This window comes from Pseudoalteromonas sp. CF6-2 (genome assembly GCF_021729425.1).
In the GTDB taxonomy this organism is placed as follows: domain Bacteria; phylum Pseudomonadota; class Gammaproteobacteria; order Enterobacterales; family Alteromonadaceae; genus Pseudoalteromonas; species Pseudoalteromonas arabiensis.
The window spans coordinates 3195160-3212108 of the sequence record NZ_CP091442.1; the positions used below are offsets into that span (position 1 = coordinate 3195160).

Here is a 16949-nt window from a genome sequence, read left to right on the forward strand (position 1 = left end):
AAGTATTTTTTATATTCAGTGTAGTATAAAAAGATTTATAAAGCCTATAGCTGTAGGCTTTATAAATCAGACTACTTACTCGTTATTACCTATTCTCTAAGCGGTTGTAATCGAATAGGCCAAACTCAACACCACGGTATTCTTTCGCTGTTTGGTGCAAAATATCACTGTACTGCCAAAACTGCGGATGGGTTCGGCGAATTGCAAACTCACTTTTTAAATCTCGATATGCAGCTTCATCCGTTACTTTTGCAAGTCCAGATGCAAACGCAGCGACTTGCTGTTCATTGTGTAGATACCAAATAGCTTCAGGGTAATCACCAATAAAACCAGGCACAATAGTGACAGTGTCTTCTGCATAAGCACGTTGCCCTTCTTCATTCAACAAGCTCGAAATATTATAGTGAGCATTATGATGAATAAGTGTGTATGCCTTGTGTTTATCGCTGCCATTTTTTACTAACACAAACGATATTTGTGGCAATAGATTCACTGCCTTAACAGGTAAATGATTAATACTGGCTAACGGCTCTGGTACCTTTGTATAGTCAAATCGAGGGCTCAAAACAGACTGCAACTTTGCTTTTAACATAGTGAACAACTCAGCTTGCGGATCTGATGTTTTATAATCAATGCCTGTTGGTTGACTAAACGATAACTCATCTTCGAAGAAGTTAGTTAAGCTAGGTGGCGATTTACGATACCACTGCGCTTTAATTTCCTTACGTTTTGCCTCTGGTAGCAGTGCCAAATAATTAGCTTCACCTTCTAAACGTAAAAAGTCCATATATAAACGGGTAAGTAACTGATGGCCTATATTGCCATACACGTCGAAGCCTGCCACCAGCAAGTAGTGAATACGTTCAAACAACGCATAATCAAGCACCCACGCTGTTTTTGGCTGCTGGCCTATCCAACCTTTGACAACCGTTGCGCTATCAAAATGACGGAAAACTGTTAGCGCCGCATTTTGGTTATGCCCGTCACCTTGCCAAAGTAAGTCTGTTGTTAAATGTTGGCCATTTTCAAACATTTTATTGGCCAACGCGACTTTTGCCGACAAATACTGGTTTTGACGTTTAGAGTATTTTACCCAACTGGAAATTGGTAAAGCATTACTCTCTTCTTCAGCTGGCAACGCAAGTGCATCTTCGTGCTGTAATAATAACTCACCCACTTTAGGTGTAGCTGCCATTTCAGGCTTTGCAAAGGCCACCCAAAATTGATCATTAATAACATTTAAGGCTATTTGACCACGGCATACAGGCCCTTTTATGAAGCCCATAATTATCAGCTCAGCTTCATCAAGCATAAATTGATAGCGTGAGTTAACAGGGATTGCAGCAAATGCTTTAAATGGGTTTGATGCAACCTCAGGTTTATAACTCGGTAGCTTATTTACCTGATAGTCAGCCTCAATGAATTGCGAATGTAAGCGTTCAAGCTTCTCATCATTAAGTGCTAAAGGCAGGTGCGTTTTCGCTAAAATAGTTGAGCGATCATGCATTAAGCGATAGTAAACTCGTTCAACTTTAGGATCTTCATACGGGCGACGAGTACTTATTACTTTGATATCTTGCCCTGGCGGAGTTGATGAACGCACGAGTTTAAAATAACTATGCTTATCAGCATGCTCAGGGAAGTAAATATGAGCCAAATACCAATGTTCATAAATATAGCGCGCAGCTAGCTGAGCTTTTAGATCATCTTGATTAAAAAATGCTTCCCAACGCTTAACCTGTTCAAGAACATCGGGCTCTGGTGGCTCGATGTGAGCTAAATAGCCCCCCTTTCTTAACCATTTAGCAAGATGCTGAAACTCTTCAGTTGAAATCCCCGGTAAACCATAAGGCATACCACTGTGAGGGTTATTTTTAGCAAATGAATCGAATTCACCCATTGTGGTACAGGTTTGCTCGCGATCAAGGCTGAAATCAAATTCATCGCCTAAAATTGCTTGCGCAGGTAATGGGCTGCTTTGTTTAAGCACTAGGGCATTATAAAGCACACTGCCTGCAAGGTTGGCTTCTTCAGTTTGAATGCGCTCATTGAGCACCGGAGTAAAACCTTTTTCACGCCACTGAGCAGTATCAAGTGCGTCAAACAGTAGTCGGCTAGGCTCCTGTGCAAGTAAACGTGTCCCATCATAAACGCGCTCTTTACTAAGGCCACGATCAATTCCTTCTACTGATGACAGTTTTAACTGACACGGTGCATCATAACAGCCATGGCACACAACACATCGGCTATCAAGCACAGGTTTTACATCCGTTAAAAACTCTACACCTTCAGCTGAGGCTGCAGCGACTACTCGTTCTTGAGGCTGCTCTTTGCCAAAAAGTTCATCGTAATGCGCTGCACCTAAATAAGCACAACCGCTTAATAATATTAAACCAAACAGCGTGGTTAAGGCCTTTTTCATCCTTCTTCCTCACTATCTTCGATGTCATCACCCAAATCAAATGTTGGCATCATATCGACTTGTGGCGATACAAAGCTATGCTCCCCTTCGGTGCTTAACATTGCACTTAGTAAGGGGCCTCGAACAAGGGTTAATTGGGCATCGTGTTCTGTATCAATAAGCGATTGGTAATCAACGCTAAGAACATCAACACGGTAATCTGTCAGCGTTATAGCTACGCTGCTATCTTGCGCAGGGTTTTGACAAAGCTGAGTCAGCAACTCTTCACTGAGCGTGACATGCAAAAGTAAATCTGGGGACTCAATGTCACGACGGTGAAGGTTCTCGTCAAAATAAAAAAGGGGAAGAGTTAAATCGCTATTCTGCTCTAATTCCATGTGCTGCTCTCTACATCGATATGGCTTTCAATTATACGAGTATAGCAAACAATAAGTTCAAAAATTAGCGAAAGTTATCAGTAGTTAGCAGCAATTTAACCACTAACTACCCTATTTTTTAAACAAGGTGAGCTTGCCTTACCAAGGTAAGGTTTCACCATTGGAATGCCAAAAGCCTCCGGTATTACTCAGGTTTAGTTCATCAATACGTTTTATTAAACGCTCTACTGCTGTGTCGGGGCTAATATCACCTGCAAAATTAACCATTTGCGTTTGCACAAACCCAGGATGAAATAATCCAACCGCAATTTTTTTATCTTTAAGCTCGTGCGCCAAACTTACCCCTGCGGCATTCAGTGCAGCCTTAGACATGCGATAACCAATATAACCACCAGAACTATTGTCGGCAATTGACCCCATTCGTGATGTGATCATCGCAACCTTCGCATTAAGGCCCAAACTTTGTAGTAGTGCGTGAGTGACTCGAACAGGGGCGATAGCATTCACGTGAAGTTGTTTTTCAATTGCACTAAAGTCCATATCGTCTAAAGTTTCGTTATGAAAAACACCAGCGTTATTAATCAAAATATCAATTTTGTCACCATGGAGGTGATTTGCTAACGTGGTAACATCATCGGCGTTGGCCACATCAATATCACTAATGATTTTGATATCTAATGCTTTAAGCTCTTCACTAGGGGAACGAACAACGGCGGTTACTCGATACCCTTTCGTCACGTATTGCTTGCAAAAATTAAGGCCAATACCTTTATTTGCACCTGTTACCACAACATGCTTTGTCATCACACACTCCTAAAATTATCTTGTATCCTATAACCTTGGGGTTAATAAGAAAAAACCAAGAGCTAAAGCTCATAAGCAATTATGGCCAATAACTCTTATTAATGATGATGTTTGTGTGAGCCTTGTAACTGGTTACCTTGAGCATCATAAAAACCACTGGCGCCATGTTCAACAAAGCCTTGGTTAATCATTTTTGCGAGGAATGGGTCGTTTTCATTGTCGCCAATGTCTGCGTAATCTGTGGTTTGATAGTTATCCCACTCTGCAAACTGTGCCTTCACCTTTTGTTGATTATGATTGCTGGCTGTTAAAACAATTTCACGACTATAGCTTGGTGATGAAATGCGAATTGATTTTAGTAATTTTTGATTCGCAAGCCAGCTTAGCTCTATCTTGCTCTCACCTTGCTGCTTTGTATAATACTCCACCAGCTCACAGCCTTCACCTGTACTTTTCTGGTGCGTCATTGAGGCTAAAAGCTTATCGCTGACTAACTGATACTTACTACTCCAATCTTGCTTGCCTTGCACTTCTGAGGGTTGATACTCAATACCGCGCTGCGCCTCTTGAAAGTAACGAATTGGTCTTATTTGTTGATTCCGTAACTCTTGCCATAATTCAATAAACTGTGGGTTTTGTTTAGCCACTTGATGCGGCGTACGCCAAAGAGTAAAAATGCTTTCTGTGTGCTGTTTATTAGTAATAGTACCTGTCGTCACTTTGTAGTTGGCTTGCGTAAAACCTGTGTTCATGTTGCATTGGCCAGCAACGGCGAGTGGACTCATTAATGTGGCAATTAAGATAGCTGCTTTCACGGTATTCTCTTTTTATCTGCGGTTTTCTATCAATAACTTACAGAGTAAGGGAGGCTCTAAGTGCCTCCCAAAAACTCATTACTGTGCTAATTTAGCATCGGCTTGTTTAACAAGGTCAGCGGCATAATCCATTACATGGAAAATAAGGCTTTGCTCATTAGTACCCGTTACTAAATGCGCGCCAGGGCCTACTGCATACACACCCACATCTTCTGCAGCATGTGTTTCAGAACCCAATGGTACAACAGCCTCTTGGTGGAAGCCTGGTGTTGTTGTGTCAACATCGGTAAGGTCAACGCGACCTGTCACCGGTGCAAAGTTATAACCTGCATCAGCATCGGTTTCATCACCTAGGTCACGGAAACCACCGCCATTGGTATAACCAACCGTTGTGTACGGCATATTATCGGCGGCAAGTGATGGTTCATCACTCCCCACTGGTACCACTTTACCTAGTATTGGGTTACCACGTTTTGGGTAGCCTGCAATGGTAAATACGTGGCTGTGGTCAGCTGTTACGATTATTAACGTGTCTTCAATACTGGTTTTATCAAGGGCAACTTGCACAGCTTTTGAAAGCTCAACTGTGTCGCTTAATGCATTGTATGCATTGCCCGCATGGTGAGCATGATCAATACGACCAGCTTCAACAGTTAAGAAGAAACCATTGTCGTTGTTATCGAGTACATCAATTGCTTTTGCGGTCATTTCAGAAAGTGACGGCTCACCAGCAACATCGTTCGCGCGGTCTGCTTCGTATTGCATATGTGATTCATTAAACAGACCAAATACGCGCTCTGTTGTATCTGCATTGATTGCATCAAAACCTGCTTGGTCCATCACGTACTGACCCGCTGGGTATTTCGCTTTCCATTCTGCAGTTAGGTCGCGACCATCGGTACGGTCGCCTTCCACAGAGCTCACAGCATCTGCTGAGTTAAATGCAGCGTCTTTAGGTAAGAAATGACGACGACCGCCGCCCATCACAACTTCTAAACCATCAACATTTAAGCCGGCATAGCGTGCTTCTAAGTTTGCCTCAAAATTAACTAACTGCGATGCAATATCTTCACAGCCAGCAGTAACTGCAGCTTCAGGCATATCTGATACGTCTTCCCAGTTACGATCTGCCGATTTTGCATACGTTGCAGCAGGCGTTGCGTGTGTAATACGCGCAGTCGATACAATCCCTGTCGACTTACCAGCAATCTCAGCCAGCTCCGTTGCCGTTACCAGCTCATTGCCCGCAACCGTTGCACAGTTGCCACGTTCGATATCTTCATCAACGCCGATAACACCTGCATCGGTTTTTACACCTGATGCCATTGCCGTCATCGTGCCCGCTGAATCAGGTGTTTGCGCATCCACGTTATAGGTTTTAGCAAAACCAGAAAACGGTAAAGCTTCAAAGCTAAGTTGGTGCTCTTCACCTAGCTTACCTTCTAGCTGACCTGCCATAATACGTGCAGCAGTCACGGTCGAAATACCCATGCCATCACCTACAAACAGGATCACGTTTTTCGCTTTACCTGAGTCTTTCGCAACTGCAGCAATGTTTTCTTCGCTAGTAGCCACTTTGACTTGCGCTTCTTTAAACCAGTCATTATCCGTAAGCGGCGCTAGCTGTGCTGCTGTTAAGGTGGTTGCCGGTGCATTACATGACAAAGTTGTATCGGTAACTTCTGCTGAGTCTAATGTACCGTTATCATTGCTATCGGTGCCAGTTAGCGTTTCTGTACCACCGTTTACACACTGCTCTGACCCCACAGCGAGTGTGTTTTCAACCGTTAACGTTTTTGGTGAGTTGTCATCATCATCAGAACAACCCGTTAATGCCACTACTACAGCAAGAGAAATTAAATTTAGTTTTTTCATCGTCGTCGCCATTATTCTTCAATTAGTTCGAGAGCTTGATTAATGATGTGGAAAATTACATTCTGCTCCACAACCCCTTGCGCAAGTTGCGCACCTGGACCTTTCGCATGCAGTGAAATATCTTCACCAGCATGAGTCTCTGAACTTAACGGCACGATGGCTTCTTGGTGATAACCTGGTGCAGTCGTATCAACCCCCACTAAATCAGCGCGGCCTGCAAAAGCAGCGTCGTTATATGATGCATCTGCATCAGTTTCATCGCCTAAATCACGAAACCCTAAACCATTTGCATAACCAACAGTGGTATAAGGCATACCATCTGCAGCAAGACTTGGCTCTTCGCTACCCACTGCAACTACTTGACCTAGGATTGGATTACCACGCTTGGGATAGCCAGCAATCGTAAATACATGACTGTGATCAGCAGTAACAAGGATTAATGTTTCTTCAGGGTTCGTGTTATCGACTGCTGATTGCACCGCTTTAGCAAATTCAATAGTATCGTTTAACGCGTTATAAGCGTTGCCTGCGTGATGGGCATGATCAATACGACCTGATTCAACAGTTAAAAAGAAGCCTTTTTCATTATTCTTCAATATATCGATTGCTTTAGTTGTCATTTGTGAAAGTGAAGGCTCACCTGCAACGTCATTATCACGATCTGCTTCATACTGCATATGTGATTCGTTAAACAATGCAAAAACTTTTTTCTCATCGCCAACCAGTGCATCGAAGCCAGCTTGGTCCATCACATACTTGCCATCAGGGTACATTGCTTGCCATTCAGCAGTTAAGTCACGCTCATCGGTACGGTCACCTTCAACACTGCTGACAGCATCTGCCGAATTAAATAACACATCTTTTGGTAAGAAGTGGCGACGACCGCCGCCCATTACCACATCAAGACCATCTACATCCGTACCAACGAAACGCGCTTCTAGATTTTTCTCAAAATTAACCAGTTGTGAGGCAATATCTTCACAACCAGCTTCTATTGCATCCGCTGGCATATCTGATACATCTTCCCAATTACGATCAGCCGATTTTGCATAGGTCGCTGCTGGTGTTGCGTGTGTGATACGTGCTGTTGATATTACCCCAGTTGCTAGGCCCTTAATTTCAGCCAGTTCAGTCGCCGTGATTAACTCATTGCCAGCAACTGTCGCACACTTGCCACGTTCAATATTTTCATTAACCCCAATTACGCCAACATCCGTTTTAACCCCTGAGATAATGGCCGTCATCGTCCCCGCTGAATCAGGGGTTTGCGCATCAACGTTATACGTTTTAATTTGCGCAGAATAAGGAAACTCCTCAAAGCTAAGTAGGCCTTCTTCACCCATCTTACCTTCCATTTGCCCTGCCATGATGCGGGATGCAGTAAGCGTTGAGATACCCATACCGTCGCCAACAAATAGAATGACATTCTTCGCTTTAAACGTTTGCTCAGCCTGAGCTGCCGCTTCTTTTTTTATTACTTTAGCTTCTGCGGCACTATACCAATCATTTTGTTTTTGACTATCTGGTAACACGCCCGCATTGGCGGTGGCTGAGAATGCCAACGTTAAGCCAATTGCAGTGGCAATTTTATTAATTTTCATCGTTACGTTCCGTTAGTACGTTATTTTTAAAGAGTTAGAGTGCTAACTAAACTGCACAAGAGTAATCAGCGCGGTTATGGTAAAAAGGTTTTGTTACTTAAAAAGTGACTTTTCATGACGAAATGATGAAACAAAAGAGGAAGCCTAGGGGTAAAGTGATCAGTTTTAAAAAATAAAAAGTGGTAACAACGATAAGGTATCAAACTGTCTTTGCACATACGTCAGGCAATAAGTCGTTTTATTATCGGCTTATTAGAGGAATGCCTCGAACGCCATATTAACTAATAAGCGGTTGCACAGAACCTGTTACTGGGTCCAATAATCATTGCCGCACAGAATGTCTTGTTAATATAGTGCTCTTCTGGTGAGCAATATCAGTAATCCTTATGTTTTCTTGCTCTATACCCACAAGCATAAAGGACACACATCATTCTATCCATAACGATAACTCTTATTTTTGTTAACTAATCGCGGTTTTGATTTATAAACAATAATAATGGGTAGTATACAGGTACAAATCGTTTTATACTGAATAAGTAATTGGCATGCATTTAAGTACTAAAACGTTCAAGTACATTATTTATCAGTATCACTGATGTATTAAAAACTTCGCAAAGAAGCTGGGTTTCATATGAGTTTGCAACTTACTTCTATTTTTAAAAACTACTATCTCAATACCTTTGCACTGTCATTTGTCATTGTGCTATTTTCTTCGCTATTTTTTATAAAATCAGGCATAACTATTCATGATTTCATCATAAACACTCTTACTTGGTTATTCTTAGTTTTCCTTATACCTCTTTGGACAAGCGTTTATTGCATCACGCACCTAAGAAAACAGACCAAAAGTTACGTTGCCATAGAAATCATTATTTTGTTAGTTTTACTTTTTCTTGGTTCAATCATGAAATCGGCCTTTGATCGCTATTATTTCGGCGCCCGAGATACTGACATTCATAGCCTACTTGCCATGAGTATTTGGTGGACCGCATTCTTTTACGGTACCGACAGATTTATCATACTTAGTAAAAATCTGGTTGCACTTAAGCTTCAAGAAACTATCGCCAAAATTGAAGCTCAACGTTATCAAATCAATCCACATATGTTGTTTAACAGCATTAACTCTATCTCCAGCCTCATTTACACTCAACCAGAGAAAGCAGATCAAATGCTCCACGATGTGGCTGACTTGCTCCGCTATACCTTGAGCATGTCCCGCAAAACACGTGTTCCGCTTTATGAAGAGCTTGGGATTCTAGAGAAGTTTATTGAACTTGAGTGTGTGCGTTTCGGCGATAGCCTTCAATACACTATTTTAGTCGACGAAGAATGTTTAAATATTCGTGTTCCACCTCTCATTCTACAACCCTTGGTTGAAAATGCCATCAAGCATAACGCTACTAAGTTACAGTTATATATTAACATTACTTGTTTTATAGACAATGGACGAGTAAATCTGATGGTATCAGACAACGGCAAAGGGTTTCAAAACGAGCGAAAAGAGAGAGTTGGCGGTATAGGGTTATCAAACATCCAAGCACAAATAGCACTGTTGCGTGAAGGGCGAGTAAATTTTGCTAATCACTCTGAAGTTTTAGGTAGTGGTGCCAACATCACAATATCGTTTGCTATTGCGTAAGTATATCAGAACTTATCAAATAGAGAGGTAGTTATGGAGCATGATCAAAAGCTGCGCGTGTACATCATTGATGATGAACTCCCTGCCATTAATAAACTTTCGATGCAACTTTCAAATATTGATTCCGTTGAGCTAATTGGCTCATCACAGTCACCAAGTAAAGGTGTAGGAGAGATCAAACAACTCAAGCCTGATCTTATTTTTCTCGACATCAATATGCCCGAACTTGATGGTTTCGACATCATTTCATTTATACCTGAAACCTGTTTATTTACTTTTGTAAGCGCCAGCCAAGAGTATGCAGCAGACGCATTTGATACTCCTGCTATCGACTATTTATTGAAACCAGTAAGTATTAAGCGTCTATTAAAGTGTCTAGACAAAGCATTGTTAGCATTGACTACTAGACACGCTAACCACCCAGATACCAGTAATAACTTAATGCAACATAGGAAACTTATCTCAAAACAAGGCGAACGCATGTTTTTCGTCAACATCGATGACATCTATTACATAAACTCATCACAAGGTTCGGTTATGGCACACACTCAAAGTAAAGCTTTTCCTATTGCCATGAGCATGGAAAAGCTAGCATTATCACTTCCTACCAAAGATTTCGTTCGCTTCCACCGTAGTTTTATTATTAATGTAAACTACATCAAAGAAGTACAACGCTGGTTTGGGGCAAAACTACTCGTTATCATGTCGGATAACGACAAAACAGAAATTACGAGTAGTCGCGATGGCGCTCGTATCCTCAAACGACAGTTTCATTTTTAAGAATAGGCATCTGCTGTTGATACCAGCGACAGAAACTTGCTGAATCTTCTTCCATCTGTGTATAAACTCCGGGCCGCGCTTCAAAGCTCTCTACCTGTTGTTGTACCAACTCACACAAAGCGGCATCTTGTTTAATCGTTGGCTCCCAGAGCCAACAAATCGCATTTTTGTTGATTAACTCTCGATTATTATTCAGCGCTTTCACCCACCATGTTACTTCTATATCAGTAGTTGTCGCAGAAGTGGGTATAAAACTGAAAAAAACACAGTAGTCAGAGTACAAACTAAAATGAACTAATGGTCCTAAGGAGCCATATAGAAAACCGCCGTCTGAGGTTTTCTGCTCTCCCATCAATGGAGCCTGAAGCTTGCCATCTTGCGTACCCGTTTCAACATCGCCGCACAATGGTACTGCATTGATGACAGCATATTCTTCAGTGCTACTATCAATGAACTGTGAAGGAGGAATGGGATGTCCAAGCGACTCAGCACGTTTAAAATACGCCTGTTGCAAAGAGATAAACTTTTGAATATTGTTCGACTCTAGCAACTCTACGTGTTTTTCTGCTTCCGACAATTGGGGATGGTTAGACGAACAATGAAAGCACTCTAAGAAATTCTCCACCGCTATTTTCCAATTTGCTTTACAAGTGATGATCTTATAATGAAGCTTTTCGGCTGATTCCATACCATAGAATTGCCAGTAGGGAGTGAGTGTATCAATCGCTTTATTATTTGATTTCTGTTTTTTCTTCAACCGAAGCAGAATCACTCCCGCCGTTTCTGTTGCTTCAAACCGAGGTAAAGCAGAGTTGTCTTCCAAGTTTTTGGCTTGTCCGCGAGTAGACTTCAGTGTCCCATTTTGCGTGAAACACCATCCGTGATAAGGGCATGTAAAGCACTCTGCCCGACCTGATGATTCACTTACAATCGTTGCACCTCGATGTATGCAACGATTCGATACGGCTTCAATTCGCCCCGTTTCTTGCAGAACAATTAGCACATCCGTTTTTAACAAGGTTACGCGTTTAAAGTCACCCACAGATGAAAATTCACTTCTATGCCCAACAAAAAACCATTGATTTGCAAGTATTCGTGTGCGCTCAGATGAAAATATACTGTCATCGAAATAATAAACAGGGGCTAGCGTATGTTGTAAGACGCGATGTGTCTGCATGATAGATCCTCTTATCACATAAAATACCGTAACGTAAGTTGTATAGAACTGTTAATAGGTATCAGGCCAAACTCATCCTTATCTTCACCCATATAGATTTGTATCGATGAGAATAGATTCAGTTTTCGGTTTAATTCTTTAGTGTAGGAAAACCCATAAAATCCACTTTTATCTTGCATAGAAATTCGAGTGAATAATGAAACACTACCATCTAAAAAGGGTCGCTGAAAATTGACAAAAGCATAGCGCTGTTGAGCCCCTGTAGAACGCAAAGATTGACTATCATAGAACAAATTCATTGCTGCAAGCTGTTGTAAGCTAGGGTCTGTATCATTTACCACCGTATTACCATGCAAATCAATAAGTGAAGTTAATTGAGACCATTTTTGCTCATCAAGGTTACGTTCATCAAAAGTAAATTCAAAAGTAAAATCCCCTATAGATGTGCTCAAAGAAGTACCGACTACGCCTCGCCAAAATGGAACATTTGCTTGCTTTAGGTTCGTTTGAAAAGGGTAGAAATCAGCAAACACCGGCATGTTAGCTTGTAACAACATATTCTGAGGCTGACGTGTCCCCTGACGATAAAATGCAGAAAAATATGATACCGTATGCTCGTTAAACGATGTAATAACACTCGTACCTATACCACTATTTTGACCTGATGGTTTTTGTATAACTAATGACCAGTCGAAGCTATCACTCATCCATTGTATACGCGAAGCCCATTGCTCAACGCCGCTATTAAAGCCATCATCACTTGACCAGTAGTCATTGCTATATACAAAACTAGTGCTCCAACCGTCGTTCAAATAAGTAGCTGCAACAAGTGGTAAACCGCCGAATAAGCTTTGCTGATCATTCAAGTCAAATAAGTTTTGCGTAGGTTGAAAAAAACCTAGCGGTTGAAAGGAGCTTCCCATATCCCAGCTAATTTGGGTTTTGCCCGCATTAAAAAGCCACTGTTCAAAAGCAAAAGTGCTTATAGAGAATTCTTGCACTTGCGCATCAAACCGGTTTGCCTCTTGCGCTTGGTCGTACTCAAAGCGCACTCGGTAATTAAATATATATTCTTCGGCTATCGCCATACTGTCCGAAGACACTAACGCAGTCTTATTAACAGGAGAGCGAATCGAAATTGCACCTGAAGGATCAAGTAATGTATCTTGCTGCTCAGTCCAAGTTACTGTATGAAGAAGCTCATTTGTCTGGCCAGATACTTGTACAGAAAGAGGCATAACCACATATAACAAAAATAGTCGCCTAAATATCATAACTTCGCGTCCTATCTGTTAGACATGAGCAAGTAAGCCTTAGTAAATGTCACTGAAGGAATTGAAACTAAAGAAAATGATGAAGCATTTATTTTAGTGACATTCTCGGGTTGACTTGGACTATATAGTAGCCATTCTTCAATTACTGGCGTATTGTCTTCAATTCGCACCGAAGTAAAGCGCATACTTTTCAATTGCTTGCCTGACGCTGCATACAATTCGGCGCTAATAGGAAGCCAGTTTTTGGCATCCACATCAAGTGTAATAGCAGCATAAGTAGATTGCGCATTTAAGCTTTTTAGCACCAGCTGACATATGCGATTCGTACACATTATTTCTTTGGTCTCGTAATCTTTCGAGAAACGCAGACGGGCAACATCACCAATACTTGCGTCTCCAAACAGCTTTTGAATAGATGGAATTTTTATTGCTCGCTTTGTTTTATTTGTAAAAAGCCATGTTTCATCTTGTGTTGTGAGTATGCGTTGTCCTTTTTGACGCTCATCAAGAAAGTATAAAATCGACTTATTCTCTCCATTGTCCACTAAGCGATATTTAAGGGTACTATTTTCCTTTTCATTTGACACTTCCATAACGGTTTCAAATGCAGAGTCTGCCGTTCTGCCTTTATCTATAAAGGTTAAAATAGCTTTTGCCTTTTCAAGGCTATCAGTGCTGTGCTCGGCTAATGCTAAAGGTGAAAAAACTAAACTGATACTAAGTGAAATAAAAATGTACTTAATCATTGATTGCCTCCAAAAGACTAATTTTTGAAATATGGCTTGTCGCAAACCAAGCAGCAATGACACAAAGTATTGCCACAGCTAGAAGTAATAAGACACTAGAATTCAGGTCGAACAGTACGAACAATTGATATCCCTCGGTTCTTCCTGGGGGGGGCGGCATGTCAATAGACAATGAATTTATACCTAATGACGAAAAGTAACTAACTAAAAGTCCAAGAACACCCGCACACACGCCTAATATTCCGGCCTCCAGTAAATAGCTTGCACGAATGCCATATTGAGGAAGTCCCATACTGGCCATAGTGGCAAGTTCGCGCTTACGCTCGAATAAGTTCATCAACATAGCGTTGCCCATGGTAAGCGTAACGACTAACCCCATAATTACACCAAACACAAGAAATTGACGAGTGTACAGTGCCACCATCTGACCATAGAAAGGAGCTAGTTGCTGCCATGCTCGTGTTGATAGTTCAGGCGATGTTTGAGATAGACTACCTTGAAGATTTTTAAGTTGAGATTCGTCATTCAGTAGTATAACTAAGCGAGATACTTTATCGGTAAGCAGTAGCTCTTGAGCCATTTGCAATGGTGCTTTTAGCTGCATCTTATCAACTTCAGGACTTCCTGTTTTACTGATACCCTGAATTGTAACGTCTATAGCATTAAGTCCGCCAAGGGCTGTAACGGCCATCAAAGTAACAGAATCACCAGGCACAACGCCAAGCAAACGTGCCAAGTCACTACCAATCACAATATGATAAATATCATCATTAGCTAAATATTCGAGGCCTCGTCCGTCTACAGTACTTATAAAAGATTGGGATAAGCGACGCTCTTTTTTCGAATTCACTGCATCCCCAACAAACACTAAACTTTTATCGCCGTGGCTAATAAGTCCATGAAAAGCGATACGAGGTGTAACAATATCTACCGCACTATTACCATCAAGCTGAGCCATTACTCGATTCACTTGGTCATCATTCATGCCATTTTCTAATGTCGACTCCTCAAAGCTATCAAAGTAGTCTGCCGTCGCTATCTGAAGATGCCCTACACCACCTCTAATAGTTCCTTCTTTCACAAGCAAATAAGTGGCATTGATATACGCAATACCAACAGAACAAGCCACTGTACCTATAATGATAATCAATAGTGTGAAATAAGATTTACGTGTATTTCGGATAAAGTTGCGCCATGCCAATGTTAACCAAATCATTACATAAGCACTCCATCGGTAAGAGAGAGGGTTCGATCAACCTTGCTCATTAATCGTGCATCATGTGACGAAACCAAGAACGTTGTGCCCTGCTCATGCGCCAATTTACGCATAAGTTGCACAATTTGACTGGCTGTTTCCGAATCAAGATTTGCGGTTGGTTCATCAGCCATCACCAATTTAGGGTTATGCACCAAGGCCCTGGCAATACCTACACGCTGTTGTTGCCCACCAGATAACTCGCTTGGGTAGTGATAAGCACGTTGTTCCAACCCGACTTTTGCCAGCATAGCTATTGCAGCCTCTCGCATTTTTGTCTTGCTAAGCGATAGCCCATAGAGCGACAACTCAACATTCTCTACCGCACTTAATACCGGCAAAAGATTAAAGTTTTGAAAAATAAACCCCATATAACGACGACGCATAGATTGCTTTTCGTTGCGAGACATACTGTGACACGCTTCACCAAATAGGTGAAGCTCTCCATCGGACGGTGCGTCAAGCAATCCTAATACATTGAGTAACGTACTTTTACCACTGCCAGATGGGCCTGTAACGGCAACTAACTCTCCGCTGAAAAGAGATAAACAGGCTCTTTTCAGCGCAGTTACTGTGAATTCGCCCTTTTTATAGTATTTTGTTACCTGCGAACAGGTTGCTATTTCTTCGCGCTGATTAGTCATGACTTCCCTTAAAACACACTGATATAGAGTCTTACTTCGCTGTTAGCGGTAACAGAAAACTTCGTAGCCTCAAAACTTGGAGGCCCATTAGTTGCAGGTACATTGTTACTTACACCGGTAGGCTCTTTAGGAATACCGAACATGTTGGTATCAAGCTTTTCGTTATTATTAACATCGTAAAACAAGCTCACTGCATATTCACCTTCGTCCACTTGGCTAAATGTCAGCACATGCACATTAGCCGTTACACGGCGAACTATTTCAAAATGGCATCGGCCCTTAAAAAACCTGTCACGAGTGCATAAGCTTGCATATAGCTTTCCCTTATTAGCTTGAAGGTTATTAACAGTCACTTCAATATTACCAGCCTCTGCAGAACCACTAAACGCCACTAACACTAAGCCTATCAAGGAAAGTTCTGTATTCAATTTCCCCATTATGACGTCCTCCACTGGAATAATTTTGATGAAACACCAAGTGTCAGCGCAGCCACCAAAAGAAGCGTAACTGACGGAATCATAAGTTCAGAAAGCACAAATTCGGCTTGTGTCACCCCTCGCATTGCGTTAACGAACAGGTATACTGGTGACCATTCAGCGATACTTCGAATAACCTCTGGCATTGACGCTACAGGAATAAAAAGATCTGAGAGAAAAATGATTGGTAAGTTGATGATGTTTATGATGGCGATGGCGGTAGCCCCTTTCTTAACCATACTGACTAACAACAAGCCCACTCCAAGAAACGCTACTATACCCAAGAATAAAAGCCACGCGAAACTAGCAACATGTAAAGCTGATACACTCACATTTGTGCCAAGTACCCAATTGGAGATATAAAAGAATAAGACACAAAAAAAGGAAAGTACTAACGTTCTAGAAAGCACAAACCCCGCTATAAAATGATGCTTTTTCATGGGAAAGACCTGAAACATCTTTAGTGCACCATTTTGTCTCATCTCCACCAAAACAGAGGTGAAGCCAAACATAGCCGTCGATACCACTGTCAGTGCCGTAAGTCCACTTACTAAGAATGCATTGTATCCTTGTCCACTCGATTGCTCGAAGTTACTTTGCGAATAATCTAAATAAAACTGTTGCGGTGAACCTGTTGTTGCGCGGTTATATACTTCAGTAGCTTCAGAGATTATTGCTAGCAACCCACCTATATCTGGATCAAGCGCACCTTTGACTATTACTTTCACTGCTGATGGCATTGACTGCTCACCGAAACCTTTAGGCAAATGTAGGCGGATTACACTAGGTGTTATGGGTTTGTCTAATTTGACATAGACCGTGGCTAATGACATTCTTGGCACCATATCAATTTTGTCATGTATAGTGTTTAGATAGCGCTCTGAATATATATTTTTCGCCTCATCAATGACTTCGATCTTTGCTTTAACGGTATTAGAGCCACCAAAAACCAAACTCAAAATCACAAGTAACGCAACAGGATATGCAAAAGTCCAAAAAATAGCAGTCCAATTTCTGAGAAAAGCTTTGATCTCAATCATTGCTAACGTTGTTATTATTGGCAT

Annotated in this window: 15 protein-coding genes; 2 read left to right on the forward strand and 13 right to left on the reverse strand. The window is 41.5% G+C overall.

Going from position 1 to position 16949, the window contains the following annotated elements; genetic code table 11:
- Nucleotides 1–85: 85 nt before the first annotated feature.
- The 6 genes from L3Q70_RS14825 to L3Q70_RS14850 form a co-directional block, all read right to left on the reverse strand.
- Nucleotides 86–2422: a fatty acid cis/trans isomerase gene (locus L3Q70_RS14825; protein ID WP_193987887.1), complete on the reverse strand. Its 2337-nt coding sequence runs from the start codon at nucleotides 2420–2422 to the stop codon at nucleotides 86–88.
- Complete coding sequence (locus L3Q70_RS14830; RefSeq protein WP_062568491.1) at nucleotides 2419–2799, reverse strand: hypothetical protein; 381 nt, start codon at nucleotides 2797–2799, stop codon at nucleotides 2419–2421. Before L3Q70_RS14830 ends, L3Q70_RS14825 begins: the two co-directional genes overlap by 4 nt.
- Nucleotides 2800–2937: 138 nt before the next feature.
- Nucleotides 2938–3603, reverse strand: a complete 666-nt coding sequence (locus L3Q70_RS14835; RefSeq protein ID WP_062568490.1) for an SDR family oxidoreductase — start codon at nucleotides 3601–3603, stop codon at nucleotides 2938–2940.
- A gap of 98 nt (nucleotides 3604–3701) precedes the next feature.
- The gene (locus L3Q70_RS14840) at nucleotides 3702–4418 is read right to left on the reverse strand and encodes a hypothetical protein (protein WP_228074344.1); all 717 of its coding nucleotides are present in this window, start codon (nucleotides 4416–4418) and stop codon (nucleotides 3702–3704) included.
- A 78-nt stretch (nucleotides 4419–4496) separates the two neighbouring features.
- The gene (locus L3Q70_RS14845; RefSeq protein WP_193987888.1) at nucleotides 4497–6293 is read right to left on the reverse strand and encodes an alkaline phosphatase; all 1797 of its coding nucleotides are present in this window, start codon (nucleotides 6291–6293) and stop codon (nucleotides 4497–4499) included.
- Nucleotides 6294–6304: 11 nt separating this feature from the next.
- Nucleotides 6305–7894 (reverse strand): alkaline phosphatase, encoded by a 1590-nt coding sequence (locus L3Q70_RS14850; RefSeq protein WP_237114523.1) that lies wholly within the window; start codon nucleotides 7892–7894, stop codon nucleotides 6305–6307.
- Between the two features lie 631 nt (nucleotides 7895–8525).
- Here L3Q70_RS14850 and L3Q70_RS14855 point away from each other — a divergent pair.
- Both L3Q70_RS14855 and L3Q70_RS14860 read left to right on the forward strand, forming a co-directional pair.
- Nucleotides 8526–9533 (forward strand): histidine kinase, encoded by a 1008-nt coding sequence (locus tag L3Q70_RS14855; RefSeq protein WP_193987889.1) that lies wholly within the window; start codon nucleotides 8526–8528, stop codon nucleotides 9531–9533.
- Between the two features lie 33 nt (nucleotides 9534–9566).
- Nucleotides 9567–10313, forward strand: a complete 747-nt coding sequence (locus L3Q70_RS14860) for a LytTR family DNA-binding domain-containing protein (protein WP_193987890.1) — start codon at nucleotides 9567–9569, stop codon at nucleotides 10311–10313.
- On the opposite strand, the gene L3Q70_RS14865 is transcribed toward L3Q70_RS14860, so the two are convergent.
- From L3Q70_RS14865 to L3Q70_RS14895, 7 genes are read right to left on the reverse strand one after another with little or no spacing between them, the layout of a single operon-like run.
- Nucleotides 10291–11490, reverse strand: coding sequence for an aromatic ring-hydroxylating dioxygenase subunit alpha (locus L3Q70_RS14865; RefSeq protein ID WP_193987891.1), 1200 nt, complete (start codon nucleotides 11488–11490; stop codon nucleotides 10291–10293). The genes L3Q70_RS14860 and L3Q70_RS14865 overlap by 23 nt on opposite strands.
- A gap of 14 nt (nucleotides 11491–11504) precedes the next feature.
- Nucleotides 11505–12764, reverse strand: a complete 1260-nt coding sequence (locus tag L3Q70_RS14870; RefSeq protein ID WP_237114524.1) for a hypothetical protein — start codon at nucleotides 12762–12764, stop codon at nucleotides 11505–11507.
- Nucleotides 12765–12775: 11 nt separating this feature from the next.
- The gene (locus L3Q70_RS14875) at nucleotides 12776–13510 is read right to left on the reverse strand and encodes an outer membrane lipoprotein-sorting protein (protein ID WP_193987893.1); all 735 of its coding nucleotides are present in this window, start codon (nucleotides 13508–13510) and stop codon (nucleotides 12776–12778) included.
- Complete coding sequence (locus L3Q70_RS14880; RefSeq protein ID WP_193987894.1) at nucleotides 13503–14726, reverse strand: FtsX-like permease family protein; 1224 nt, start codon at nucleotides 14724–14726, stop codon at nucleotides 13503–13505. The genes L3Q70_RS14875 and L3Q70_RS14880 overlap by 8 nt, the downstream gene beginning before the upstream one ends.
- Nucleotides 14726–15409: an ABC transporter ATP-binding protein gene (locus L3Q70_RS14885; RefSeq protein ID WP_228074345.1), complete on the reverse strand. Its 684-nt coding sequence runs from the start codon at nucleotides 15407–15409 to the stop codon at nucleotides 14726–14728. Before L3Q70_RS14885 ends, L3Q70_RS14880 begins: the two co-directional genes overlap by 1 nt.
- An 8-nt stretch (nucleotides 15410–15417) precedes the next feature.
- A complete protein-coding gene (locus tag L3Q70_RS14890; RefSeq protein ID WP_193987895.1) occupies nucleotides 15418–15846 on the reverse strand; it encodes a DUF2141 domain-containing protein in 429 nt (142 codons plus the stop codon).
- Complete coding sequence (locus L3Q70_RS14895; RefSeq protein ID WP_237114525.1) at nucleotides 15846–16949, reverse strand: ABC transporter permease; 1104 nt, start codon at nucleotides 16947–16949, stop codon at nucleotides 15846–15848. The genes L3Q70_RS14890 and L3Q70_RS14895 overlap by 1 nt, the downstream gene beginning before the upstream one ends.